Origin of the sequence: Mesorhizobium sp. B2-3-7 (assembly GCF_006442695.1) — a bacterium.
Taxonomy (GTDB): domain Bacteria; phylum Pseudomonadota; class Alphaproteobacteria; order Rhizobiales; family Rhizobiaceae; genus Mesorhizobium.
Window position 1 is genome coordinate 43,903 of the sequence record NZ_VFVV01000019.1, and the last position, 23,361, is coordinate 67,263.

Sequence of the window (23,361 nt, forward strand, 5' to 3'; positions counted from 1 at the left end):
TTGGGATGACGCTCGCGCTCGCCGAACCTTTCGCACCTTCCGTCCGGCACGACCATGACGGACGCCAGGGAGAACCCGTCATCGATGCCCGCAACATCGAGGTCGTCTTCAAGGTCGAGCACGGCACGGTCGAGGCGGTCAAGGACGTCTCGTTCCAGCTCTATCGCGGCGAGACGATCGCCATCGTCGGCGAATCCGGTTCCGGCAAATCGGTGACGGCGCGCACCGTCATGGGATTGCTGTCCCGGCGCGCCACCGTGTCGCCGAGATCGACCGTCTGTTATGATGGGCAGAACATCCTGAAGTTCCCCGAAAGCGCCCGGCGCAATCTGCGCGGCAACCGCATCTCGATGATCTTCCAGGAGCCGATGAGCTCGCTCAATCCGATCTATACGATCGGCAGCCAGATCGTCGAGGCGATCAGGGTTCATCGCAAGGTCGGCCGGCGGCAAGCCTGGGCACGGGCGCTCGAACTCCTGCAGCATGTCCAGATCCCGGATCCCGTCGCGCGGCTCAAGCAATATCCGCATCAGCTCTCGGGCGGCCAGCGCCAGCGCGTGATGATCGCCATGGCGCTGGCCAACGACCCCGACGTGCTGATCGCCGACGAGCCGACGACGGCGCTCGACGTCACCGTCCAGGCACAGATCCTGAACCTGATCCGCAATCTGCAGAAAGAGCTGCGCATGGCGGTGATCCTGATCACCCATGACCTCACGGTCGTGCGCAAATTCTCCGACTACGTCTATGTCATGCAGCATGGCGAGATGCGGGAGCATAACGTCACCGAACGTCTGTTCTCCGATCCCCAGCATCCCTATACGCAACGACTGCTCGCCTCCGAACCGCGCGGGCGGCCACAACCGCTGCCGGAGGGCTCCGGCACCATCCTCGAAGCGAACGGGGTGCGCGTCTGCTTCATGCTGCGTCACGGCACCTTCCTCAAACCCGACTGGCGCGAGCTGGTCGCCGTCGACGATCTCGATCTCAAGCTTTGCCGCCACGAAACACTGGGACTGGTCGGCGAATCCGGCTCCGGCAAGACCACATTCGGCCAGTGCCTGCTCAGGTTGATCGATGCCAAGCGCGGCGAGATCCGTTTCGACGGCCAGCCGATCCATGGGCTGTCACGGGCCGAGATGCGGCCGCTGCGATCGCGCATGCAGGTCGTCTTCCAGGATCCGTTCTCCTCGCTCAACCCGCGCATGACGATCGGGCAGATCATCGAGGAAGGGCTGATCGTCAACGGCATCGGGGCGACGCGGCGCGAGCGGGTCGAGCGGGTGCGCGAGGCGCTGGTAAGCGCCGGCATGCCGGGCGACATCCTTTCGCGATTTCCGCACGAGTTCTCCGGCGGACAGCGGCAGCGCATCGCGATTGCCCGAGCCATCGCGTTGGAACCGGAATTCATCCTGCTCGACGAACCGACATCAGCGCTCGACCTCTCCGTCCAGGCGCAGATCATCGATCTCTTGCGCAAGCTGCAGGACGAGCGCGGCCTGAGTTATCTCTTCATCTCGCACGATCTCAAGGTGGTTCGCGCTCTGTGCCACCGCGTCATCGTCATGCAGCACGGCAAGATCGTCGAACAGGGACCTGTCGACGAGGTCCTCACCAATCCCAAGACCGCCTACACCGAACGGCTCGTCCGGGCCGCTTTCGACGTGGCCTGAACACATGCCGGAGGTTAGCGTGGCAAGAAATCCCAGGATCACTTTCATCGGCGCCGGCTCGACCGTGTTCATGAAGAACATCGTCGGCGACGTGCTGCAGCGGCCGGCGCTTTCGGGCGCGACGATCGCGCTGATGGACATCGATCCGCAGCGGCTGGAAGAGAGTGCCGTCGTCGTCAACAAGCTGATCGCGACGCTCGGCGTGAAGGCGAAAGCGGAGACCTATTCCGACCAGCGCAAGGCGCTGGCCGGTGCCGATTTCGTCGTCGTCGCCTTCCAGATCGGCGGCTACGAGCCCTGCACCGTCACCGACTTTGAAGTGCCGAAGAAATATGGCCTGCGCCAGACCATAGCCGACACGCTCGGCATCGGCGGCATCATGCGAGGCCTGAGGACCGTGCCGCATCTGTGGAAGATCTGCGAGGACATGCTCGCCGTCTGCCCCGAGGCGATCATGCTGCAATACGTCAACCCGATGGCGATCAACACCTGGGCGATATCGGAGAAATATCCTGAGATCAGGCAGGTCGGCCTCTGCCACTCGGTGCAGGGCACCGCGATGGAACTGGCGCACGATCTCGATCTTCCCTACGAGGACATCCGCTATCGCTCCGCCGGCATCAACCACATGGCCTTCTACCTGAAGTTCGAGCACCGCCAGGCCGACGGCTCCTACCGCGACCTCTACCCGGATCTCCTGCGCGCCTATCGCGATGGCCGCGCGCCCAAGCCCGGCTGGAATCCGCGCTGCCCCAACAAGGTGCGTTACGAGATGCTGACCCGGCTCGGCTATTTCGTCACCGAAAGCTCCGAACATTTCGCCGAATACACGCCCTATTTCATCAAGAGCGGCCGTCCCGACCTGATCGAGAAATACGGTATCCCGCTGGATGAATATCCCAAGCGCTGCATCGAGCAGATCGAGCGTTGGCAGGGACAGGCGGAAGCCTATCGTTCGGCCGAGCGCATCGAGGTCGAGCAGTCGAAGGAATATGCCTCCTCGATCATGAATTCGGTCTGGACCGGCGAGCCGTCGGTGATCTACGGCAATGTTCGCAACAATGGCTGCATCACCTCGCTGCCCCGCGAGTGCGCCGCCGAGGTGCCGTGCCTGGTCGACGCCTCCGGCATCCAGCCGACTTACATCGGCGACCTGCCGCCGCAATTGACGGCGCTGATCCGCACCAACATCAACGTGCAGGAACTGACGGTGCGGGCGCTGACGAGCGAGAACCGGGAACACATCTATCATGCGGCGATGATGGATCCGCACACGGCAGCCGAGCTCGACCTCGACCAGATATGGTCACTGGTGGACGAGCTTCTTGCCGCTCACGGCGACTGGCTGCCGGCCTGGGCGCGCGTGAGCCGCAAGATCCAAGCCGCCTGATCAAGCGTCGCTCTTAGCTTATTTCGGCTCGTCGGCGTCGGGTTCTTCCTCGTCGTCGCGGGCTTTGATGACATAGGCGCCCTTCAGCCAGCGGTTGAGGTCGATGTCCTTGCAGCGCTTGGAGCAGAACGGGTAGGTCTCGCGCGCCGAAGGCTTGCCGCATTCGGGGCAGGGGCGCCTTGGCCGCAGCGGCGTCACCTTGTCGTCCGCGCTCATGGCCGCGCCGAGGACCAGTTGTGATGGACCTTGAAGCCTTCGCCCGAAAGCAACGCTACGGTCTCGTAAAGCGGCAAGCCGACGACATTGGTGTAGGAGCCGACCAGCTTGACGACGAAAGCGCCCGCAAGCCCCTGTACGGCATAGCCGCCGGCCTTGCCGCGCCATTCTCCCGATGCGACATAGGCGTCGATCTCCTCGCGCGGCAGCCGCTTGAACCGCACCCGCGTCTCGACCAGCCGCTGGCGCAGTTTGCCGCCGGGCGTGATCAGGCAGATGCCGGAATAGACCCGGTGCGAACGCCCCGACAGCAGTCCGAGGCAGTTGGCGGCATCATCGAGCGTCTCGGCCTTGGGCAGGATGCGCCGCCCGACAGCGACCACCGTGTCGGCGGCCAGCACCAAGGCCGGCGCGTAGTCGGTTTCCGACTTCAGTGAGGCAAATGCCTTTTCGGCCTTTTCCTTCGACAGCCTTTTGGCCAGCGAGCGCGGATGCTCGGCACGCAGCGGCGTCTCGTCGATGTCGGCGGGCAATATGCGGTCCGGTTCGATGCCGGCCTGCTGCAGGAGTTCGATGCGGCGCGGCGAACCCGAGGCAAGCACCAGCTTCAGCAAAATGCTCATCGCGGACCAGTCGGCCTTGATCTTACTTGAAACGATAGGTGATGCGGCCCTTGGTCAGGTCGTAGGGCGTCATCTCGACCAGGACCTTGTCGCCGGTCAGCACGCGGATGCGGTTCTTGCGCATGCGGCCGGCCGTATGGGCTATGATTTCGTGTTCGTTTTCGAGTTTCACCCGGAACATGGCGTTGGGCAGCAGTTCCGTGACGACACCCGGAAACTCGAGGACTTCTTCCTTCGGCATTCGATACCTTTGCTTGGATGGTTTCCCGGCGTTTAGAGCATGATGCCGAAAAGTATGAAGCGGTTTTCGGACGACATCATGCTCTACTTCTTTGATCTAGAGTCGGAAGCTGTCAGGTCGAAGAGACCCAACCGCATCCGACTCTAGCCGGAAATTCGGCGGAACCTATATGATAATCGTCGGCTTGTGAACACGCTTAATCCGTCGCGTTTTTTGCTTCTGGAAGCAAAAAACGTCGGCCTATGCGCAACTTCAGCCGTTCACGCACATCGCGATAGGCCGCGATGATCTGCTCGCGCGTGCCGCTGGCGCCGGTTGGATCCGGCGTCGGCCAGTATTCGACCTCGACGGCGAGCGAGCGGGTGAGCTCCAGCGCGGCATGGTGCGCCTCCGGCGCGAGCGTGACGATGAGATCGAAATAGTCGTCTTCCAGCTCGTCCATCGTCCTTGGATGGCGCTCGCCCAGCGACAGGCCTTCCTCGGCAAGTACGGCATCGACGAACGGGTCACGCTCGCCGCTGCGCACGCCCGCGGAGGCGACGAAGGTGCTGGCCGGCAGCATGCGCCGCGCCAACAGCTCGGCCATCGGCGAGCGCACGGCATTCATGCCGCACAGGAACAGGATCGAACGGGGCGGTGCGCCGGCGGTCAGGGGTTAACCCCGCCAATGGAGCACGCAGACCAGCGTGAACAGCCGGCGCGCCGTGTCGAAATCGATGTCGATCTTGCCGGCGAGCCGGTCCATCAACGTCTGCGAACCCTCGTTGTGCAGGCCGCGGCGACCCATGTCGATCGCCTCGATATGGCTCGGCGTCGAGGAGCGAATGGCGTCGTAATAGCTTTCGCAGATCATGTAGTAGTCCTTGACGATGCGCCTGAGCGGCGTCAGCGACAGGATATGGGTCACCACGGCGGAACCGTCGTCGCGCGTCACGGCGAAAACCAGGCGGGACTCGGCCAGCGACAGCTTCAGCCGGTAGGGGCCGGCGCCGCTGTCATTGACCGGTTGAAAACTGTTCTCCTCGATCAGGTCGAAGATCGCCACCGCGCGTTCGTGCTCGACGTCGGGCGTCGAACGGCCGATCGATTCATCGAGTTCGACATCGATCAGCCTCGCCCGGGTTTGATCGGAGCCCGACATGGCGCCTACATGTTCAGCCGGATAGCGACGGAGCGTCCATGCGCGTCGAGCCCTTCCGCCTTGGCCAGCGCGATCGCGGCGGGCGCCAGCGCGCGCAATTGCTCGGGCCCGAGCTTCAGGATCGAGGTGCGCTTGACGAAATCGAGTACCGAAAGGCCTGACGAGAAACGCGCCGAGCGCGCCGTCGGCAGCACGTGGTTGGAACCACCGACATAGTCGCCGATGGCTTCCGGCGTATGGCGGCCGAGAAACACGGCACCGGCATTGTGCATCCGCGACAGGAAGCCCTCGGCGTCGTCGATTGCCAGTTCGACATGCTCGGCCGCGATGCGGTCGACCAGCGGCAGCGCCGCCTCGATCGCCTCGACCTCGATCACCGCGCCGAAATCGCGCCAACTCGCCGCTGCCGTCTCCGCGCGCGGCAGGTTTGGCAGCTGCCGTTCGACCGCCTCCTCCACCGCCTTGCCAAAGGCCGGATCGTCGGTGATCAGGATCGACTGCGCGGACGCGTCATGTTCGGCCTGGGCCAGGAGATCGGCGGCGATCCAGTCGGGATCATTGTCGCCGTCGGCCACGACCAGCACTTCCGAGGGGCCGGCGATCATGTCGATGCCGACGGTGCCGAACACCTGGCGCTTGGCCGCCGCGACATAGGCGTTGCCAGGGCCGACGATCTTGGCGACCGGCTTGATCGTCTCGGTGCCATAGGCCAGGGCAGCGATCGCCTGGGCGCCGCCGACGCGATAGATTTCCGGCACGCCGGCAAGGTCGGCCGCCACCAGCACAAGCGGATTGATGACGCCGCCGGGTGCCGGCACCACCATGACGATGCGCTCCACGCCGGCGACCTTGGCCGGTATGGTGTTCATCAGCACCGAACTCGGATAGCTCGCAGTACCGCCCGGCACGTAAAGCCCGACCGCCTCGACCGCGGTCCAGCGCCAGCCGAGCTCGACGCCCGCGGCATCGGTAAAGCGGTCGTCCTTCGGCCGCTGCCGCTCGTGGTAGGCGCGGATGCGGTCGCGCGCGAATTCGAGCGCCTCGATCGTCTGGTGGTCGCAAGCGGCATAGGCGCGGGCGATCTCGTCCTTCGACACGGCAATGCCGAGTTCCCTGAGGTCGGCCCGGTCGAAGCGTCTGGTAAAGTCGACGAGGGCGGCGTCGCCGTCGGCGCGCACGCGCGCGATGATCTGGCGCACGGCCGCGTCGACATCGGCCGACACTTCTCTCTTGGTGGTGAGGAAAGCGGCGAAACGCTGTTCGAAATCGGCGTCGGACTGGCGAAGCGTGATGGCCATCGCTCAGGCCCTGTGCACGGGACGCGACGTGGCTTCCCACGCGCCGCCGACATCGGCAAGGCGGGCCTCGATGCATTCGACATCGAGCATGATCGCGCCGCCTCCGGAAAAGATCAGCTCGACGATACCGGCCGGCTTGCTGATCTCGATGAAGCTGATCGCCAGCAGCGACAGCACTTCGGCCGGCTTGTCGCGGGCAATGCCGCTGGTCTTGGCGCCCAGAACCCGATCGAAATGCAGCACGGCCTGGCGCCGTTCATTGTGCTGGCGAAAGAAGCCCGATTTGGCCTCCCAGACGAAACGGTTCATGGTCAGCACGAAACGCTTGGCCGCGGGAAGGTATTCAAGGTCCGAGACTTTCATCACGGCGTCCTGGACGTGGGCGGAGACGATGCTCAGGTCCTGGTCGTCGAGGGCGATAAGCTTGAGGCCGGTCATGCGGATTTCGCACCTGAAAATTGACTGTTCAGCCTTCTGTTAGAGCATGATCCCGAAAAGTGGAAACCGCTTTTCGGAAAAGATCATGCTCAAGCAGGAATCCGGAGGTCATTCCGGTCCGTGCAGCCGTGAGGCGGGCGGCGATCGACCTAAGCCGAGATCCGCTCGATCACCGCGCCGCAATTGGACAGTTTTTCCTCAAGCCGCTCGAAGCCGCGGTCGAGATGATAGACGCGGTTGACCGTGGTTTCGCCTTCGGCCGCCAGGCCCGCGATCACCAGCGAGACCGAAGCACGCAAGTCGGTCGCCATGACCGGCGCGCCCTTCAATTTCGGCACGCCGTCGACGATCGCCGTCTGGCCGGAAAGCGTGATGTGGGCGCCCAGACGCGCCAGTTCCTGCACATGCATGAAGCGGTTTTCGAAGATCGTCTCGGTGATGCGCGACTTGCCCTTGGCCATGGTCATCAGCCCCATGAACTGCGCCTGCAGATCGGTGGGGAAGGCCGGGAAGGGCGCCGTCGTCACGTCGACCGGTGAAATGCCGGCGCCGTTGCGCTTGACGCGGATGCCGGAATTGGTCGGCGTGATCTCGGCGCCCGTCTGCGAGATCACGTCCAGCGCGGTCTGCAGCAAATCGGGACGCGCGCCTTCGAGCACGACGTCGCCGCCGGTCATGGCGACGGCCATGGCATAGGTGCCGGTCTCGATGCGGTCCGGGATGACGCGCACGCGCGCGCCCGACAGCGCCTCGACGCCGTCGATGGTGATGGTTGGCGTGCCGGCGCCGGAAATCCTGGCGCCCATGGCATTGAGGCATTCGGCGAGGTTGACGATCTCGGGCTCGCAGGCGGCGTTTTCAAGCACCGTCTCGCCCTTGGCGAGCGACGCCGCCATCATCAGCACATGGGTGGCGCCGACCGACACTTTCGGAAAGACATAACGGTTGCCGACGAGGCGGCCATTCCTGGTCTTGGCGATGACATAGCCGGTGTCGACGTCGATGTCGGCGCCCAGCGCCTGCAGGCCTTCCAGGAACAGGTCGACCGGCCGCGTGCCGATGGCGCAACCGCCCGGCAGCGACACCTTGGCCTCGCCCATGCGGGCCAGCAGCGGGCCGATGACCCAGAACGAAGCGCGCATCTTCGACACCAGCTCGTAAGGGGCCGTCGTGTCGACGATGTTGCGGGCGGAGAAGTTGATGGTGCGCGAATAGCCTTCATTCTGCTTTTCGCGGCGTCCGTTGACCGAATAATCGACGCCGTGATTGCCCAGGATGCGGATCAGCTGCTCGACATCGGCCAGATGCGGCACGTTTTCGAGCGTCAGCGTGTCGTCTGTCAGAAGCGACGCGATCATCAGCGGCAGGGCGGCGTTTTTCGCGCCCGAGATCGGAATGCTTCCGGCGAGCTTGTTGCCGCCGACAATTCTGATGCGATCCATGAAGACTATCCCCTTGGCCCTGAAAGCCGGTTTCAATCGTTTGAGTATCGGCCCGTCTAGACCATCGGCCAAGCTGGTTCAAGAAATAGGATTTCCTGGCACCCGACCCAAGAGTGGCGGATTTGAGTTAATCTTTTTGTATTTCCTTCGCCGCGCCGACCCCGTCCGGCCGCTTGCCGGCGTCGCCGGCGCGCCGCGAGCGCGACTGCGCCTTGCGTTTCAGCAGATTCGCGCGCAGCTGCTCGGCCAGGCGGTCCTTGCGGCCGGTGCCGCCCTTTTTCGGTGGAATTGTCTTATCGTTCATCGTCCCGTCCTAGCCGGCGGCCGGCCAGCCCGCTATTCAGGCATAACCAACATTGTGGCGCGGCCATGTCATCAAAACGTATCCGGCAAAGGCTTTCACAGATGCTTTGCACTTGGCCTTGCGCTTGCCGGTTCGATATGGCAGAAGCCCCGCCATCAGCGGCTGCGGTAGCTCAGTGGTAGAGCACTCCCTTGGTAAGGGAGAGGTCGAGAGTTCAATCCTCTCTCGCAGCACCAGACTGCCCGACATTTTCAGCGCCATCCGTCCCATTCTTAAGCCCTTGCGGCACGAACGGGCAAAAAAAGGCGCATCCGGCACCTGAATCCGAGATTTCGCGCAAGGTTGGTTCTCGTCGCGCTTTCATGGCGGGAGCAAATCGGCCTGCTTGCTTTCCTCCGCGACGAGCGCCGGCCCATAGCGGGCGACCGCTTGGCGCCCTTCCGCCCCCCACCCGCCCGATCGGACGGTTGAAAACATCGGCATTGGCGAGCCGGGCGAGTCCGCTCCGGTCAGTGCCTTGAAGCATGACCTGGTGCGGCCGTCGTCCCGATCAGAGTCGCAGGGCGAAGCGCCGTCCGCGCAGACGGCGCTGGCCGCGGCTTCATCGGGACGCAAATTCCGATATCGCCATTTGCGCTGGTCGCCCGATCGTGATTCAAGTCGGCGATTCCGAGGGCTTTCCCGCTGGAGCGCAGCATGACCTTGATCACACGCCGTCGACTTCTGAAATCGACAGCGTTTGCCGGTGCGGGCGGGCTCGTCGCGATGGGGAGGCTTGGCGGCTGGGCCGCCGCCACGCCCGAGCCGGTGGTGCTGCGGACGGCCAGGATCCAGGCCAGGCTGATGGAGATCGGTCCGACCCGGGACGTGCTGACCTATGGCAGCGCCGGGATGCCGCCTGTGCTGAGGATGAAAAAGGGCGAGCCCTTCGCCGCCCGGCTCGTCAACGCGATCGACGACCCGACGACGATCCACTGGCACGGCGTTCGGGTCCCCAACAAGATGGACGGCGTTCCGTTCCTGGTCCAGCCCTACGTCTATACCGGCGATCATTTCGACTACGCCTTCACGCCGCCCGATGCCGGCACCTTCTGGTATCACCCGCATTGCAACACGCTGGAGCAGATGGGGCACGGCCTGACCGGCGTCATCGTGGTCGAAAATCCCGGTGATCCGAAATTCGATGCCGAAATCGTCCTCAATCTGCGCGACTGGCGCCTCGGCGACGATGGCCAGTTCATCGATCAGTTCCGGCCGCGCGATGCCGCGAGAACCGGCACCTATGGCACGGTGCGCACGGCCAACTGGCTCGACCAGCCGCACTATGACGCGCCAGCCGGCGGGCTGGTGCGGCTGCGCGTCGCCATCACCGACGCGACGCGCATCCATGCCTTTCGCGTCGACGGCGCGGAGGCGACGGTGATCGCGCTGGATGGCAATCCGGTGCCGCAGCGTTTTTCGCCCGATGCCTTGCTGCTTGGCCCGGGACAGCGCATGGAACTCGCCATCCGCATGCCTGACGCGGAGGGCGCGGTCATGAGCCTGCGGGACGTCAGGGGCACCAAGCCCAAGGTGCTGGCTACCTTGCGTGCGGCTGGCAGCTCGCTGAAGCGCGACATTCGTGATGTCGCGCCGCTGGAGGCCAATCCGGTGGCGGAGGTCGATCTCTCCGCTGCCCAGCATATTTCGCTGGCGCTCAGCGCCACGGCCGAGAACATTCCGAGCGACGGCATATGCGGTTCGCTCGGCTACAGTTTCTGGGCCATCAACAAGGTGCCGTGGCCGGGTGACACGCCGGATCCGACCGCGCCGCTGGCCGAATTGAAGCTTGGCAGGAGCTATGTCATCGACATGGAGAACCTGACGCCGCAATCGCATCCGATGCATTTGCACGGCATGAGCTTCAAAGTGCTGTCATCCTCGACTCGGCCCGTGCAGCCGCTGGTTTCCGACACCTATCTCATCCAGCCCAACGAGAAGGTGAGCCTCGGCTTCGTCGCCGACAATCCCGGCGACTGGCTGCTGCACTGCCACATCATCGAGCATCAGAAATCGGGCATGACGAGCTACGTCAGGGTGACCTGAAACCGAGCGCGTGCCGCGGCCTACTTGCGCAGTTGCACCTCGATCTCGTCGAGCACCTTGTCCTTGCCGATGCCGGTGAGGAAGGCGAGGCCCTTGATGACCGGCTTGGTCACCGAAGCCGAGATCGGCGTCGTGGCGACGATGAAGTCGACGCTGTCGGCCAGCCCCGGCACTTCGGTCGCCTTCGCCTGCTGGGCGTTGAAGGTCAGGCCGCGCTGCTTCATCGCCTCGGTGACGGCGACGTTGACCGCGGTCGAGGTGGCTATGCCCGTGCCGCAGGCAAAGAGAATTGTTTTCTGTCTGGACATCTCTTTCTTCTCCTTGTTCAGCCGAGCACGGCCCGAACGTCGTCTAGCGTCGTGGCCGACCTCAGGCCGTCCAATGCATCTGAATTCTGGATGGTGGCCATGACGGCCTGCAGCGCTTCAATCTGCTTGTCCTTGTCATTGATGGCAAGCAGGAAGACGAAGCCGACCGGCAGCTTCTCGTCGGGGTCTTCCATGTTGGCGAAGACGACGGGGTGCTTCAATGTGCCCAAAGCGATCCCGGGCTTCAGGACATGTTCGGGATCGGTGTGCGGCACCGCGACATTGTCGGGGCGCTCCAGCGGCAGTCCTGTCGGGATGGTCAACTCGCGACGCACGACCGCGTCGGCATAGGAGTTCTTGACATAGCCGAGCGTCTCGAGCCGGCCGGCCAGGATGCGGATGATCTGCTCATTGGTCGAGGCATCGGATCCGAGCACGATCGCTTCGGGGTCCAGAAGCTGCATGAGGCTGTCAGACATGTTTTTGCTCCGTCGGCAAAATCGTGCGCCCGGGGAGGGCGCACGATCATTTCAAACGTCAGGCGCGACGAGGCTCAGGCCGTGCCTTCGGCCGGCTCGTCCTCGGCGCCCGCTGCCCGCTCCCAGCCGAGCGTGTTGCGACGATAGAGGACGAACAGTGCGGCGATGACCACGGCGATCACGACGATGCCGGTAAGGCCAAGTCCCTGGATCGCCTCGATGATCACATAGGGCACCCACAGGAAGCCGTCGACGACGGAGGTGATCTGCAGCGCGTCTGCCGGCAGCTTGAAGCCCGAGGCGACGGCAGCACTTGTGAACAGCGGCGCCAGCGCGTTGGCGACGTAGAAGCCGATCGCCAGCGTCACCGTGCCGATCACCACCATGCGGAACACATTGCCTTTGACCAATGGCGCGGTCATGGCGACGATGAAGGGAATGACCGCCAGGTCGGCGAACAGGATGACGCGGTTGCCCGGCAGGATCACCGACAGGATGATCGCGATCGGCACAAGGATCAGCGATGACGAGATCGCGGCGGGATGACCGATCAGGATGGCGGAGTCCAGGCCGACCAGAAGCTCGCGGTCGCCGGTGCGCTTGCGCACGAATTCCTGCGCCGCGTCGGAGACCGGGATCAGGCCCTCCATCAGGATCTTCACCATGCGCGGCAAAAGCAGCATGACGGCTGCCAGGGTCATGCCGGTGCCAAGCACCTTGGCGAGCACCGTGCCGAGATCGCCCGCATTGTAGAAGGCGATGGCACCGAGCACGAGACCGATGATCAAGCCGAGCACGACAGGTTCGCCGAACACGCCGAACCGGCGCTCGATGGTCTCGGTGTTGATGTTGATGCGGTTGATGCCGGGAATGCGGTCCATGATCCAGTTCAGGATGATGGCGATCGGCAGGATCTGCGCGGAAGCCAGGTGCGGCACCGAAATGCCGGGCACGCCGTAGAACTGCTGCACTGCGCGCGCCGACCAGTCGGCGAACAGCAGCGACAGTGCCGCGACCAATGCCGCGATGGCGATGCCGTAGGCCAGATTGTCGGTCGCCGCCACGACCAGCGAGCCGACAAAGGCGAAGTGCCAGAAGTTCCAGACGTCGACATTGAGCGTGCGCGTCATGCGCGTCAGCAACAGCACGATGTTGACCAGGATGCCGACGGGGATGACCCACAGGCCGACCGACGAGCCGAAGGCGATGGCGGCCGCCGACGGCCAGCCGACATCGATGATGTCGCGATGAATGCCGGTGTTGGTGACGATGGCCTTGGCGACGTCGCCGATCGACGTGAACATCAGGCCAAGCACGAGGTTGATGCCGATGAAGGCGACGCCGATGGTGACCGCGGCGCGAAAAGCCTTGCTGACCTTTGCGCCCAGAACGACGGCTATGATGAAAATGACGATCGGCAGCAGCACTGTTGCGCCGAGCGTGTCGATGGCCCCTTTGAGGCCCGCAAGAATAGTATCCATTTGTCCTCCCCTGGAGCACCGAGCCCGACCCCCGGGTTCGAAATGATGCTCCGTTGACCTCCAACGCCTTTGCCGCCAACCTCGGCGCAAAGGCACTCCCCGTTCTGCCCGCGAGGCGGAATGCGTCCCGCTCGGTGATGCGGGATGAACATTTGCCTTCGCTGGCGAACGAATGTTTTATTGAGGCAGTTCAAGGCAAAGTCAATTGGCAAGTCTTTGAACCCAAGGCATCCGGGCTGACGGAGCCTTCGCCTGTGCGCTCTTGACGGACCATTGAACGGAAAAACCCGCCTGTGCGGCGGGCCCTTGGCGCAACTCAGCACCATAGGCAAATATGTAGCATAGTTGCCCTCACCCAGTCAAGAAAAAATTCCTATCAGGAGAAACCGCCGGCACAGCGGACTGGCAGTCGTCAGGTCTTTGTCGCCGAGTTCGGAGCCCAGTCTTTGGGCCAACCGAACCGTGGCGAGCGCATCTGTCCTGCGCGATTTCATGGGAAATTGACGGGCCGAGGCCAGTTTCGTTGGCAAGGAGGAGCTATTCCCTGCTAATCCGACGCGAACCAGGAAGCTGTGGACATCTCCGCATGACCAATGTCGCCTTGACCGGGCTCGCCCGCGATCTCGCCAGCCGTGCCGCCGAGGGCCGCCCGGTACGCATCGGCGTCATCGGTTCGGGCGAAATGGGCACCGATCTGGTCACGCAAGGCATGCTGATGCCCGGCATTTCGGTCTGCGCGGTCTCGACAAGACGTCCGCACACGGCACGCGAAGCGATCCGCATCGCCTATGGTGACGAAGCGATGGCCGTCGAAGCCGATACCACTTCGAAAGTCACCGCGGCGATCGAGTCGGGAAAGATCGCCATCACCTCCAACGAGATGCTGGTCACCAATCCGCTGATCGACGTCGTCATCGACGCCACCGGCAAGCCCGGCGTCGCCGCCGACTTCGACCTGATGGCGATGGAGCATGGCAAGCATCTGGTGATGATGAATGTCGAGGCCGACGTCACTATCGGCTGCTATCTCAAGCAGCAGGCAGATCGCCTCGGCGTCGTCTATTCGGTCGGCGCCGGAGACGAGCCCTCGAGCTGCATGGAACTGATCGAGTTCGCCTCCGCACTGGGCTTGACCATCGTCTCGGCCGGCAAGGGCAAGAACAACCCGCTTAACCACGATGCCGTGCCCGACGACTATCGCGAGGAAGCGATCCGCCGCAACATGAACCCGCGCATGCTGGTCGAGTTCGTCGACGGTTCGAAAACCATGGTCGAGATGTGCGCCATCGCCAACGCCACCGGGCTGGTGCCCGACGTGCCCGGCATGCACGGCCCGAAGGCCGACCGCGACGACCTCGTCAAGGTGCTCATTCCGCGCGAGCATGGCGGGCTGCTCACGAAAAAGGGCGTTGTCGACTACACGGTCGGCAAAGGTGTCGCACCCGGTGTCTTCGTCATCGTCGAGGCGACCCACCCGCGCATCGTCGAGCGCATGGACGACCTGCATATCGGCCACGGTCCCTATTACAGCCTGTTCCGGCCCTACCATTTGACCTCGCTGGAAGTGCCGCTGACGGCGGCCCGCATCGTGCTCTTCGGCAAGCCCGACATGGTGCCGCTGCCAAGACCCGTCGCCGAGGTATGCGCCGTCGCCAAGCGGGATCTGCTCGCCGGCGAAACCTTCGATGCGATCGGCGAGACCTGCTATCGCTCCTGGACGATGACCGTCGAAGACGCTCGCGCCCGGCGTGCCGTGCCGGTCGGCCTACTCGAGGGCGGCAAGGTGCTGAAACCGGTGAGGAAAGGCGAGCTGTTGACGGCCGACAACGCCGCACCCGACCGGGCGACGAGACTGTTCGCTCTGCGCCGGCTGCAGGATGAGATGCTGTACGAAAAATAAGCCCGTTGTGGCGCTGTCATGACAGATGCACTATATTGTAATGGCAGATGACGCTGAGGATCGACCAATGAACCTCCAGATCAGGGACCCGCGTGCACGTGAGCTGGCACAGCGGCTCGCCGCCAAACGCAAGATTTCGATGACCGAGGCGGTGATCGAAGCTCTTGAGTCCGAACTGAAACGGGAAAGTGGACGCGCTCCGTTGGCGCAGCGGCTGGCTGCCATCGCTGATGAACTCAAAGCCAGAGCTGGTCATGGCGGCCGGCCCGTAGACAAGGATGAGATCGATGAGATGTGGGGCCACTCTTGATGTTTGTCGACACCTCGGTGGTCGTCGCAATTCTTTCGGGAGAGGGAGATGCTGGCGAGTGGAGCAACCGCATCGCGGTAGCACCTCGCAAAATTACTTCCGCGTTGGTGGTGCTCGAAGCGGCTATGCGGCTTTCAACTATGCTGGCCGTTGAGCCGCTTGTCGCTGACGTGGCGATAGAGGCTTTTCTGCGCGAGTCCGAAATCGAAATCGTTCCGATCGACGCCGGCGACGCCAAGCTCGCGGTCCAAGCTTTTTCAGACTATGGAAAAGGACGCGGGCATCCCGCCCAACTCAACCTGGCCGATTGCCTGTCCTATGCATGCGCAAAGAGTCGTGGCTCTGCTCTGCTCTACAAAGGCAACGACTTCTCGCATACCGATCTGGCCTAGGGAGTCTGCTCTATTTCCCCAGTTCGATCGACCGCAGCCGCGCCGCTTCCACCGCTTGCGTGAGGAGATTGGTCAACCGGTCCTCGCCCATCAGCACACCAAGCGCCGCCGCCGTCGTGCCGTTCGGGCTGGTCACCTGCTGGCGCAGCAGGCCCGGCTCCTCGCCGCTTTCGGCGGCGAGGGAGGCGGCACCATAGACGGTCTGCATGGCGAGCAGCCTGGCGGTCGCCGCCGGCAGGCCCGCCTTCTCGGCGGCGACGGTCAGCGCTTCGATGAAATGGAAGATATAGGCCGGCCCCGATCCCGACACGGCGGTCACCGCATCCATCAGTCCCTCCTCGTCGATGGTGGCCACTTCGCCGCTGGCCGACAAGAGGTCGGCGACGAAACGCTTGGTGTCGTCGGAAACCAGCGGATTGGAAAACACCACCATCATGCCCTTGCCAATGGAAGCAGGCGTGTTGGGCATGCAGCGCACAACAGGCGCGCGGTCGCCCAGGATTTCCTCGAAGGTGGCGACCGGCGTGCCCGCGGCAATGCTGACGAAGGTGGTGCGCCCTTCGCCGAAACGTTTGTAAGCGGCGGTGACGTCGCGGATCACCTGGGGCTTCACGGCGATGACGATGAGATCAGGCACGGCACCGGCCGGGATATCGGTGGCGTCGGCAGCCGTTCCGCATCCGAGTGCGGCCGCGCGCTGGCGCAGGTCGGCATTGGGCTCGACCACGAAAACGGACGACGGTGCAAGCTTGCCGGATTTCAGCCAGCCCGAGAGCATGGCGTAACCCATATTGCCGCAGCCGGCGAGAACAAGCCTGATCGTCATCGAAAGCCCTCCGAGGAAAGGCTTCACATAAACGCTCGCGGATCAACGGGGAAGCCCTGTCAGGTGGAGTGGCCCAATCGCGCGCCACGACCGGCGTTGCGCAGCGCGACCGGACGCAGCGAAACTTGTCTGAGCCCAAGCACACCGAGCACGAAGAACAGCCACACCGGATCGCCGCGGTGGAAGAAGAAGCTTTCTAGGAAGGCGTTGAGCGCGGCGAACAGCACCACCATCATGAAGAAATCGCCGAGATAGATGTTTTCCTTGCGCAAGGGAATGCGCATGTAGTCGCGCAAAGGGGCGATCAGGAAAGTGTAGACCGCCACGCAAAGCGCCGGAATGCCCATCAGCACGGCGATGTCGAGATAACCGTCATGGCCGTGCACGATGGTCCTGATATCCCACGGTCGGTCGAAGGGCTGATCCTGGTTGAGCAGCAGCGGCGTTCCCCAGAAACTCTCATAACCGTAGCCGGTCCACGGTTTCTTCGCCAGCATCTCGCCGGCGAACTCCCAGAGCGTGGTGCGCCCGGTATAGGTCAGGCCGGGGAAATAGATCGCCGCCAGCTGTTTCACCGGCGGCAGGAAAACGATGCCCAGCGTGCCGACCGCGGTGGCGATGATCGCCAGTGCGAACAGGATCGGCGTGCCGAGTCGCATGCCGACGATGCTTGGAAACATGACGATCAGGATCGAGAACGGCACCAGGCCGGCCGTGGTCTTGGATCCGGTGTGCAGCATGAACACCATCGCCGCGACGAAAATTCCGGCGCCCCAGAACCGCTGCCCGCGCCGGAAGAGATAGAGGCCGGCGAAACTGAAGCAGGCCATGACCGGACCGGCGATGTTCTTGTGGGTGAACACGCCGCGCCACAGGCCGGCATGTTCCGGTTCTTGCGAATCGGCCGTGTGCATTGCCTCGTGCGGAAAGGCGATGAGGCCGAGGTAGGAAAGGCCCATGACCGCCACCGCGGTGAAGATGATGACCTTCGAGAAGGAATCCGCGTCGCGCGGCAGCACAAGGATCGTCGCCATGGTCAGGATGCCGATCATGGTGAAGGAGGCGGCGCGCATCGCCGAGGGCGGGTCTGTCGCCAGCACCACCGACAGGAAGAAGAAGCCCAGCATCAGCATCCAGGAAGGGCTGAGCAGCGAGCGCACGATGCGCGGGTCGGCGAAAGCCATCAGCGAAAAGACGGAAACGGCGCCGAGCGAGCCGAAGCCGAGCTGGTTGACGATGTCGCCGCCTTCGCCGGTGAGTTCGGCGCCCGCGGGCTGGAACGGGCGGAAGGACACCAGGATGACGGTGAACAGCAGCGCCGCGATCGCGGTTGCCACGCCGTCGCGCGTGAACGCGGCGCCGAGCGGCGCGCGCTCAGTTCTTTTCAGGCTGGCGGTATTGCTCATTGGCATATCCGAATTCGGCCAGCACGCGGCCCAGCGCCACATGGACAGGGTAGATTGCGGCCGCGGGCGATCCTGTCCGTGCCAGCCTGGCGGCCCCGCGAAATGGCGAGGCGGCAAGCAGGGCCAGGCTCTTCAGCAACACCCTGACGCCGGCCAGCGGGGTGCCGGCGCGTTTCTTCTTTTCGACCAGCGTCGAGATCACGCCGTTGCGCAGGCTGCGGGCGCGGATCCAGTCGGCCTCGACCCGCCGGGCCGGGACGGTCTCGGTCACGCTGGCCTCGGCGCACCAGCCAAGCGCGAAGCCGCGCTGCGCCGCCCGGCTCAGCAAGTCGGAATCGCCGCCGCCCATGAAATTGAATCTCAGGTCGAGGAACGGCGGCCCCATGGCGGTAAGCACGTTGCGCCCGACCAGGAGATTGCCGGACGAATAGAGCGCCGGCACGAGGCCCGTCTTGCGGTAGGGCGGCGCGAAAACCGGATGCTCGGCCCAGCGCGCATGGGCGGGATCGGCAAAGTCGGGCACTTGCGGGCCGCCGACAATATCGGCGCCAAGGCTTTCGGCCGCCCCGCACATCCGTTCCAGCCAGTGCGGATCGGCTATCTCGTCATCGTCGATGACCAGCAGGTGCCTGAAATTCGGAAAGTGCAGGATCGCCGCCTGCCAGCCGGCATTGTAGGCGCTGCAATTGCCGCGCTGATGCGCGATGATCACCATGCCCGGTATCTCGCCGCGCTCGAACAGCGGCAGCGACGCCTGGGCGCCGGCCCGAGCCTCGGCCTCGTTCTCAATGACGATGACGGCAAAGGGCCTGCCGGTCAGCTGCGCGCGCAGCGACGCCAGCGTTTGCAGGACCTGGTCCGGCCGCTTGAAGGTCGGCAAGGTGACGACGGCTTCGACGGCCTGCGTGTCAAGCCGGGGGGATCGTCCCGCGATCGATACCGAACCGTCTGATGGCAAAGGGATCATCCGTGTCAGCCGCATGGTGGGTCGAGTTCTGTTAGCACCATGACGATAACGTTTCGTTAATCACCTTTCACGGAGTGGCTCTTCAAGCCGAGGTTTTGGGTCGTCGATGCGCGCGCGTTTAATCAAGGGTTCACCGCGCTTTGCTACCGGCTGCACCACAGGATAGGTGAGATGCATCTGCTGTTCGCCACATCGATCGTGCCCGATGGCGCTCTCGCATCGGGCTACGAGATCGCCAATGCTGCAATCATCGCTGCCTTGCGGCGCGCCGGCGCGCGCGTCACCGTCATCGGCTTCATCTGGCCGGGGAAAGCCGCCGCCGATCCTGAAAGCACCATCGTTCTGGGTGCCGTGGACGTGCGCACCGAAAATGCTTCAGCGCTGCAAAAGCTTGCCTGGGTCGGCAAGGCGATGCTTTCGGGCCTCACCTTCGCGTCGGCCAAGGTGCGTGCGGTCTCCGATGCCGAAGTCCTCGCCGCCATCGAGCGCGCCGGCCCCTTCGACGGCTATGTGCTTAATTCCGTGCAGTTCGCCGGCGCCTTCGAAAAGCTCTTCGACGAGCGGCCTTCGATCTTCGTCGCCCACAATGTCGAGCATCTTTCGGCGCGGGAAAATGCCGCTGCCGCCCCGGGCATCTTCCAGCGCCTGTTGTTCCGCCGCGAGGCAAGGCTGCTCGAGAGCGTGGAAGAGCGTCTGTGCCGCCGCGCGCGTTTCGTCTTCACGCTGGCCGAGGAAGACCGTTCGGCACTTGGCGTGGCCTCCGACGACCGCTCGGCGGTGCTGCCGCTGGTGACGGGCGCCACGCCACCGGCGCGTAACGGTCGGCGCAAGATCGAGTGCGACGCGGCGCTGATCGGCACCTGGACTTGGCAGCCGAACCGCATCGGGCTCGGCTGGTTCCTCGACAAGGTGGTACCGCATCTGCGCCCGGACTTCCGCATCAGGATCGCCGGCAGCATGCCGTCTGACATCGCCTCGACGCATCCCGGCATCGCTTTCGTCGGACGCGTGCCGGACGCCCAGGCTTTCATACGCGGCGGCGCCGTCATCCCGCTCATCAGCACCGCCGGCAGCGGCGTGCAATTGAAGACGATCGAAACGTTCGAGCTCGGCCTGCCCGCCGTTGCCACCAGCCACGCGCTGCGCGGCATCGACCATCGCCCGGTCAATTGCGCCGTCACCGACGATCCGGTCGCCTTTGCCAAGGCGCTGGAGGCCGCGGCGGCCGATATTACGGACGTCGACGGCAGCGCGTTCCACCGCCGGCAGCTCAAGGCGCTGGACGCGGCCATTCGGTTTGGCCTGGAGAAGCTCGGTCCGGTCATGCAGGAGGCGTTTGCATGAACATGCACGCCGCCCGCGCCTCGTTCGGGCCCGACACATTGAAGACGATCTTCGGCATCTCCGTGCTCGCCATTCGCTGGGACGACGCGATCGCCCTGCTGACGCGGCTGATCGCGGAACGACGCTTCACCAAGGTCAGCTTCCTCAACGCCCATAACGCCAATCTCGCCTACACCGATCCGGTGTTCGCCCAGGCGCTCGACGATTTTCTCATCCTGCCGGACGGCATCGGCGTCGATCTCGCAGCGCAGCTTCTCTATGGCGCGCCGTTCCCGGACAATCTCAACGGCACCGACTTCGTGCCGGCCTTTCTGCGGTCGGTGACCCGGCCGCTGACCGTGGGGCTGCTCGGCGCGACGCGCGTCAATGCCGAGGCGGCGTCGAAGAAGCTCGCGGCGATTGCCGTCCAGCACAGATTCGTGGTCATTCATGACGGCTACTTCTCCGCTGCGCAGGAGCCGGAAATCATCGAACGCATCGCGGCGCTGCGGCCTGATATGCTGCTGGTCGCCATGGGCGTGCCGCGCCAGGAATTGTGGATCGAACGGCACATCGACGAGCGCCACTGCACGCTGCCGATCGCGGTCGGCGCGCTGCTGGATTTTCTCAGCGGCGCCGTGCCGCGCGCGCCCTTGTGGATACGGCGCCTCAGGCTGGAGTGGCTGTTTCGCCTGGCGGTCGAGCCGGGACGGCTCTGGCGCCGCTATGTGGTCGGCAACCCCTTGTTCCTGTGGCGGGTCCTCAAACAGAAATTGTTCCGGCCCCAAGCCGGAGACGTCCGTTGAACGAGAGGTTCGTTCCGGGCGCGATCGCCGAACCCGGACTGCTTCGGGCAACGCCGACGGCAGCCATGGTGACGGCAAGCTATGCGCCGGATTTCGAGCGTTGCCGCTTGCTCTGCGAAACCCTCGACCGCCACGTCACGGGCGTCGCGCATCACTACATTCTGGTCGAAGGCCGCGACGTCAAATTGTTTCGACGGTTGGAGAGCGCCAACCGTTCCGTCGTCGACGAACGTGAGTTGCTGCCGCGCTGGCTGCATGTCTTCGACGATCCGCTTAGCCTGTTCCGGCGGCGCGTCTGGCTCAGCCTGAAGACGCAGCCGCTGCGCGGCTGGCACGTGCAGCAGCTGCGCCGCATCGCCGTTGCGGCGCACGCATGCCAGGACGTCCTGGTCTTCTGCGATTCCGACGTCGCCTTCCTGAAGCCTTTCGATTGCGGCGCGTTCTGGCGCGACGGCAAGGCGCGGCTGTTCCGCCGTGACGGCGTGCTTGCGCAGGACGGTCATGACGAGCATCGCATATGGTCGCGCAATGCCGGCTCCGCGCTCGGCATCGATCCGTCGAGGAATTCGGTTCACGATTACATTTCGACGCTGATCGCCTGGCGCCGCGACACCGTGCTGGCCATGTGCAGTCGGATCGAGGAGGTGCATGGCCGAAACTGGGTCGAGGTCGTCGGCTCGGCGCGCAAATTCTCCGAATGCATGATCTATGGCCGCTATGTCGACGATCTGCTGGACGGCGCTGGCCACTTCCATGGCTCGGAAGAATTCTGCCGCGTCCACTGGACCGGTGAGGCGCTGTCGGATGATGAATTCCGTCGCTTCGCTGCCGCCATGGCGCCCGAACAGGTGGCGATCGGCATGCAGTCCTTCATCGGCACCGATACCGGCCGCATCCGCCGGCTGATCGGGCTCGACCGATCCTGATCCTGAAAAGCGAACCGGTTCTCGGAAAGACTGCCCGGATGAAGGATCAGATCGCCTTCGCCGGCTTGCGCAGCGCCGAATAGGTCAGCAGCATCGACGCGAGATAGAGCAGCAGGAAGACGACGTTGAGCGACAGCACCAGCTTCGATGTGTCGGCAATGGTTGTCAGCACATAGGTCAGCAGCAGCGCCTTGAGAGCGGCGAGCAGGCCGAGATTGAGCGCCCGCACCAGCGTCTGGCCGCGCGCGAACAGAAGTTCCGCCTGGTATTCGACCAGATTGCGCAGTCCCGGAACGCCGATCGCAAGCGCCACCAGGGGAGCGGCCTCCGAGACGTTCTTGCCGAGCGCCCCGGGGAAGAAATGCAGCACCACGGCAAGCGCCAGCAGCGCCAGCGTCGAGACCGCGAATACGCCGCCTTCGATGCCGCTCTTGACCGCCAGCCGTGACAAGAGCTCCGGGGCGCGCATCATGCGCTGCACCAGCATCATGGAGAAGGTGCGGATCGGGATCGCCGTCAGGTCGACCAGCCGCATGATGATGGCATAGATGCCGGCCAGGTGCGGCCCGCCGATCGCCAGCACCAGAAGCTTGTCGAACTCCATCTGCAGGTAGAACAACACCTCGGCGCCGGCGACGTAGATCGAATCGGCGAGCCGCCTGAGATAGAGCTCGCCGCGCAGCCGCAGCCGCTGGCGCGGATAGAAGAGGCCGAACGCGACCAGCAGCGAGGCCGCGTTCGCGCCGATATAGAACCAGGACCACACCCAGACGCTGTGTTGCGCCCAGAACATGAACAGCACCGCGCCGGCTGCCCGCAACGCCGTCGCCAGGATCGCCAGCACGGCGGCACGGCCGAATTTGCCGAGACCGTTGTTGACGATCAGCGCCACCTCCACCGGCCGCCACAGAAGCGCCTCGGCAAACACGATTGCCGCGAACACCGGCAGCGGCACGGTGCTGGCAAAGAAGATCAGGTAGACGATGTAGGAGGCCGCGGCGAGCAGCGGCAACGAGACGATGCCGAGCAGCAGGAAACCTGCGGTGAAGGTGCCGATCAGGTTGGGGCGGATGGTGGCGGTGCGGTAGAGTGCCGAGATGAAGCCGAAGGCCAGAAGCCGCGACAGCATCACTCCGGCGGCCGAGGCGGTGGCGAACATGCCGAACTCGGCGATGGAAAGCGTGTTGGCCAAGGCGATGAAGTAGGCGAGTGAAAACACCAGCCGCCCGCCGGCGCCGCTGATCGCCGAAAAATAGTCGCGAACCATCCCCCGTCTTTCGGCCACGAAGGTGCCGATCCGGGCGAGGGGCCGCCTCTGCGGTATGTCGCTGGCCTCAGTCATAGGTCAGGGAAAGGCATAGGCGGCAAAGTTTAACGTGCCCTTCT

Annotated in this window: 25 protein-coding genes and 1 tRNA gene; 10 read left to right on the forward strand and 16 right to left on the reverse strand. The window is 64.1% G+C overall.

The window, feature by feature from the left end; all coding sequences use genetic code 11:
• Positions 1-5 precede the first annotated feature (5 nt).
• Together FJ940_RS27020 and FJ940_RS27025 are read left to right on the forward strand one after the other, a co-directional pair.
• Entirely contained in the window at positions 6-1,673 is a 1,668-nt protein-coding gene (locus FJ940_RS27020; RefSeq protein WP_140658434.1) for an ABC transporter ATP-binding protein, read from the forward strand.
• A 19-nt stretch (positions 1,674-1,692) separates the two neighbouring features.
• Complete coding sequence (locus FJ940_RS27025) at positions 1,693-3,063, forward strand: alpha-glucosidase/alpha-galactosidase (RefSeq protein ID WP_140658436.1); 1,371 nt, start codon at positions 1,693-1,695, stop codon at positions 3,061-3,063.
• Between the two features lie 18 nt (positions 3,064-3,081).
• Here the strand turns inward: FJ940_RS27025 and yacG are convergent, their stop codons facing one another.
• The 9 genes from yacG to FJ940_RS27070 all read right to left on the reverse strand — a co-directional run bounded on the left by yacG (position 3,082) and on the right by FJ940_RS27070 (position 8,766).
• The gene (gene yacG, locus FJ940_RS27030; RefSeq protein ID WP_140501037.1) at positions 3,082-3,279 is read right to left on the reverse strand and encodes a DNA gyrase inhibitor YacG; all 198 of its coding nucleotides are present in this window, start codon (positions 3,277-3,279) and stop codon (positions 3,082-3,084) included.
• Positions 3,276-3,902 (reverse strand): Maf-like protein, encoded by a 627-nt coding sequence (locus FJ940_RS27035; RefSeq protein ID WP_140513345.1) that lies wholly within the window; start codon positions 3,900-3,902, stop codon positions 3,276-3,278. Before FJ940_RS27035 ends, yacG begins: the two co-directional genes overlap by 4 nt.
• Positions 3,903-3,924: 22 nt before the next feature.
• Positions 3,925-4,143 carry a translation initiation factor IF-1 gene (gene infA, locus FJ940_RS27040; RefSeq protein WP_006200926.1) on the reverse strand — a complete coding sequence of 73 codons (219 nt, stop codon included), beginning with the start codon at positions 4,141-4,143 and terminating at the stop codon, positions 3,925-3,927.
• Positions 4,144-4,339: 196 nt separating this feature from the next.
• On the reverse strand, positions 4,340-4,750 hold the full coding sequence (locus tag FJ940_RS27045; protein ID WP_140501041.1) for a low molecular weight phosphatase family protein: 411 nt from the start codon (positions 4,748-4,750) through the stop codon (positions 4,340-4,342).
• Positions 4,751-4,798: 48 nt separating this feature from the next.
• Positions 4,799-5,284: a UPF0262 family protein gene (locus tag FJ940_RS27050; protein ID WP_140501043.1), complete on the reverse strand. Its 486-nt coding sequence runs from the start codon at positions 5,282-5,284 to the stop codon at positions 4,799-4,801.
• Between the two features lie 5 nt (positions 5,285-5,289).
• Positions 5,290-6,582 (reverse strand): histidinol dehydrogenase, encoded by a 1,293-nt coding sequence (hisD, locus tag FJ940_RS27055; protein ID WP_140658438.1) that lies wholly within the window; start codon positions 6,580-6,582, stop codon positions 5,290-5,292.
• Between the two features lie 3 nt (positions 6,583-6,585).
• A complete protein-coding gene (locus tag FJ940_RS27060; protein ID WP_140513351.1) occupies positions 6,586-7,020 on the reverse strand; it encodes a DUF2948 family protein in 435 nt (144 codons plus the stop codon).
• A 149-nt stretch (positions 7,021-7,169) separates the two neighbouring features.
• Positions 7,170-8,462, reverse strand: a complete 1,293-nt coding sequence (murA, locus tag FJ940_RS27065) for a UDP-N-acetylglucosamine 1-carboxyvinyltransferase (RefSeq protein ID WP_140525562.1) — start codon at positions 8,460-8,462, stop codon at positions 7,170-7,172.
• Between the two features lie 127 nt (positions 8,463-8,589).
• The gene (locus FJ940_RS27070; RefSeq protein WP_140501051.1) at positions 8,590-8,766 is read right to left on the reverse strand and encodes a hypothetical protein; all 177 of its coding nucleotides are present in this window, start codon (positions 8,764-8,766) and stop codon (positions 8,590-8,592) included.
• 161 nt (positions 8,767-8,927) lie between these two features.
• Between FJ940_RS27070 and FJ940_RS27075 the strand changes: the two genes are divergently transcribed.
• Both FJ940_RS27075 and FJ940_RS27080 read left to right on the forward strand, forming a co-directional pair.
• Positions 8,928-9,002, forward strand: a tRNA-Thr gene (locus FJ940_RS27075).
• A gap of 460 nt (positions 9,003-9,462) precedes the next feature.
• Positions 9,463-10,851 carry a multicopper oxidase family protein gene (locus FJ940_RS27080; RefSeq protein WP_140501053.1) on the forward strand — a complete coding sequence of 463 codons (1,389 nt, stop codon included), beginning with the start codon at positions 9,463-9,465 and terminating at the stop codon, positions 10,849-10,851.
• A 20-nt stretch (positions 10,852-10,871) separates the two neighbouring features.
• Here FJ940_RS27080 and FJ940_RS27085 read toward each other — a convergent pair whose 3' ends face one another.
• The 3 genes from FJ940_RS27085 to FJ940_RS27095 form a co-directional block, all read right to left on the reverse strand.
• Positions 10,872-11,159 carry a PTS sugar transporter subunit IIB gene (locus tag FJ940_RS27085; RefSeq protein ID WP_140501055.1) on the reverse strand — a complete coding sequence of 96 codons (288 nt, stop codon included), beginning with the start codon at positions 11,157-11,159 and terminating at the stop codon, positions 10,872-10,874.
• A 17-nt stretch (positions 11,160-11,176) separates the two neighbouring features.
• Positions 11,177-11,638: a PTS sugar transporter subunit IIA gene (locus FJ940_RS27090; RefSeq protein ID WP_140568165.1), complete on the reverse strand. Its 462-nt coding sequence runs from the start codon at positions 11,636-11,638 to the stop codon at positions 11,177-11,179.
• 74 nt (positions 11,639-11,712) lie between these two features.
• The gene (locus FJ940_RS27095; RefSeq protein WP_140501059.1) at positions 11,713-13,119 is read right to left on the reverse strand and encodes a PTS transporter subunit IIC; all 1,407 of its coding nucleotides are present in this window, start codon (positions 13,117-13,119) and stop codon (positions 11,713-11,715) included.
• 586 nt (positions 13,120-13,705) lie between these two features.
• Between FJ940_RS27095 and FJ940_RS27100 the strand changes: the two genes are divergently transcribed.
• The 3 genes from FJ940_RS27100 to FJ940_RS27110 all read left to right on the forward strand — a co-directional run bounded on the left by FJ940_RS27100 (position 13,706) and on the right by FJ940_RS27110 (position 15,721).
• A complete protein-coding gene (locus FJ940_RS27100) occupies positions 13,706-15,019 on the forward strand; it encodes an NAD(P)H-dependent oxidoreductase (protein WP_140658440.1) in 1,314 nt (437 codons plus the stop codon).
• Positions 15,020-15,086: 67 nt separating this feature from the next.
• Entirely contained in the window at positions 15,087-15,329 is a 243-nt protein-coding gene (locus FJ940_RS27105; protein WP_140501063.1) for a type II toxin-antitoxin system VapB family antitoxin, read from the forward strand.
• Positions 15,329-15,721 carry a type II toxin-antitoxin system VapC family toxin gene (locus FJ940_RS27110; RefSeq protein ID WP_140658442.1) on the forward strand — a complete coding sequence of 131 codons (393 nt, stop codon included), beginning with the start codon at positions 15,329-15,331 and terminating at the stop codon, positions 15,719-15,721. The genes FJ940_RS27105 and FJ940_RS27110 overlap by 1 nt, the downstream gene beginning before the upstream one ends.
• 10 nt (positions 15,722-15,731) lie before the next feature.
• On the opposite strand, the gene proC is transcribed toward FJ940_RS27110, so the two are convergent.
• The 3 genes from proC to FJ940_RS27125 are packed head-to-tail and all read right to left on the reverse strand — an operon-like array spanning position 15,732 to position 18,920.
• Complete coding sequence (gene proC / locus FJ940_RS27115) at positions 15,732-16,547, reverse strand: pyrroline-5-carboxylate reductase (protein WP_140501067.1); 816 nt, start codon at positions 16,545-16,547, stop codon at positions 15,732-15,734.
• Positions 16,548-16,606: 59 nt separating this feature from the next.
• Positions 16,607-17,953, reverse strand: a complete 1,347-nt coding sequence (locus FJ940_RS27120; protein WP_140501069.1) for an O-antigen ligase — start codon at positions 17,951-17,953, stop codon at positions 16,607-16,609.
• Positions 17,922-18,920, reverse strand: coding sequence for a glycosyltransferase (locus tag FJ940_RS27125; RefSeq protein ID WP_140658449.1), 999 nt, complete (start codon positions 18,918-18,920; stop codon positions 17,922-17,924). Before FJ940_RS27125 ends, FJ940_RS27120 begins: the two co-directional genes overlap by 32 nt.
• Positions 18,921-19,091: 171 nt before the next feature.
• On the opposite strand from FJ940_RS27125, the gene FJ940_RS27130 reads away from it, so the two are divergent.
• The 3 genes from FJ940_RS27130 to FJ940_RS27140 are packed head-to-tail and all read left to right on the forward strand — an operon-like array spanning position 19,092 to position 21,975.
• Positions 19,092-20,264, forward strand: a complete 1,173-nt coding sequence (locus FJ940_RS27130) for a glycosyltransferase family 4 protein (protein ID WP_140633707.1) — start codon at positions 19,092-19,094, stop codon at positions 20,262-20,264.
• Positions 20,261-21,049, forward strand: coding sequence for a WecB/TagA/CpsF family glycosyltransferase (locus FJ940_RS27135; RefSeq protein ID WP_140501075.1), 789 nt, complete (start codon positions 20,261-20,263; stop codon positions 21,047-21,049). Before FJ940_RS27130 ends, FJ940_RS27135 begins: the two co-directional genes overlap by 4 nt.
• On the forward strand, positions 21,046-21,975 hold the full coding sequence (locus FJ940_RS27140; protein WP_140633704.1) for a DUF6492 family protein: 930 nt from the start codon (positions 21,046-21,048) through the stop codon (positions 21,973-21,975). Before FJ940_RS27135 ends, FJ940_RS27140 begins: the two co-directional genes overlap by 4 nt.
• A gap of 46 nt (positions 21,976-22,021) precedes the next feature.
• Here FJ940_RS27140 and FJ940_RS27145 read toward each other — a convergent pair whose 3' ends face one another.
• Complete coding sequence (locus FJ940_RS27145; protein ID WP_140501079.1) at positions 22,022-23,317, reverse strand: lipopolysaccharide biosynthesis protein; 1,296 nt, start codon at positions 23,315-23,317, stop codon at positions 22,022-22,024.
• Positions 23,318-23,361: the final 44 nt, after the last annotated feature.

Coding starts and splice junctions, on each gene's coding strand:
- FJ940_RS27020 (WP_140658434.1), top strand. CDS start 6: ATGACGCTCGCGCTCGCCGAACCTTTCGCACCTTCCGTCCGGCACGAC.
- yacG (WP_140501037.1), bottom strand. CDS start 3,279: ATGAGCGCGGACGACAAGGTGACGCCGCTGCGGCCAAGGCGCCCCTGC.
- FJ940_RS27035 (WP_140513345.1), bottom strand. CDS start 3,902: ATGAGCATTTTGCTGAAGCTGGTGCTTGCCTCGGGTTCGCCGCGCCGC.
- infA (WP_006200926.1), bottom strand. CDS start 4,143: ATGCCGAAGGAAGAAGTCCTCGAGTTTCCGGGTGTCGTCACGGAACTG.
- FJ940_RS27045 (WP_140501041.1), bottom strand. CDS start 4,750: ATGAATGCCGTGCGCTCGCCGATGGCCGAGCTGTTGGCGCGGCGCATG.
- FJ940_RS27050 (WP_140501043.1), bottom strand. CDS start 5,284: ATGTCGGGCTCCGATCAAACCCGGGCGAGGCTGATCGATGTCGAACTC.
- hisD (WP_140658438.1), bottom strand. CDS start 6,582: ATGGCCATCACGCTTCGCCAGTCCGACGCCGATTTCGAACAGCGTTTC.
- FJ940_RS27060 (WP_140513351.1), bottom strand. CDS start 7,020: ATGACCGGCCTCAAGCTTATCGCCCTCGACGACCAGGACCTGAGCATC.
- murA (WP_140525562.1), bottom strand. CDS start 8,462: ATGGATCGCATCAGAATTGTCGGCGGCAACAAGCTCGCCGGAAGCATT.
- FJ940_RS27070 (WP_140501051.1), bottom strand. CDS start 8,766: ATGAACGATAAGACAATTCCACCGAAAAAGGGCGGCACCGGCCGCAAG.
- FJ940_RS27080 (WP_140501053.1), top strand. CDS start 9,463: ATGACCTTGATCACACGCCGTCGACTTCTGAAATCGACAGCGTTTGCC.
- FJ940_RS27085 (WP_140501055.1), bottom strand. CDS start 11,159: ATGTCCAGACAGAAAACAATTCTCTTTGCCTGCGGCACGGGCATAGCC.
- FJ940_RS27090 (WP_140568165.1), bottom strand. CDS start 11,638: ATGTCTGACAGCCTCATGCAGCTTCTGGACCCCGAAGCGATCGTGCTC.
- FJ940_RS27095 (WP_140501059.1), bottom strand. CDS start 13,119: ATGGATACTATTCTTGCGGGCCTCAAAGGGGCCATCGACACGCTCGGC.
- FJ940_RS27100 (WP_140658440.1), top strand. CDS start 13,706: ATGACCAATGTCGCCTTGACCGGGCTCGCCCGCGATCTCGCCAGCCGT.
- FJ940_RS27105 (WP_140501063.1), top strand. CDS start 15,087: ATGAACCTCCAGATCAGGGACCCGCGTGCACGTGAGCTGGCACAGCGG.
- FJ940_RS27110 (WP_140658442.1), top strand. CDS start 15,329: ATGTTTGTCGACACCTCGGTGGTCGTCGCAATTCTTTCGGGAGAGGGA.
- proC (WP_140501067.1), bottom strand. CDS start 16,547: ATGACGATCAGGCTTGTTCTCGCCGGCTGCGGCAATATGGGTTACGCC.
- FJ940_RS27120 (WP_140501069.1), bottom strand. CDS start 17,953: ATGAGCAATACCGCCAGCCTGAAAAGAACTGAGCGCGCGCCGCTCGGC.
- FJ940_RS27125 (WP_140658449.1), bottom strand. CDS start 18,920: ATGATCCCTTTGCCATCAGACGGTTCGGTATCGATCGCGGGACGATCC.
- FJ940_RS27130 (WP_140633707.1), top strand. CDS start 19,092: ATGCATCTGCTGTTCGCCACATCGATCGTGCCCGATGGCGCTCTCGCA.
- FJ940_RS27135 (WP_140501075.1), top strand. CDS start 20,261: ATGAACATGCACGCCGCCCGCGCCTCGTTCGGGCCCGACACATTGAAG.
- FJ940_RS27145 (WP_140501079.1), bottom strand. CDS start 23,317: ATGACTGAGGCCAGCGACATACCGCAGAGGCGGCCCCTCGCCCGGATC.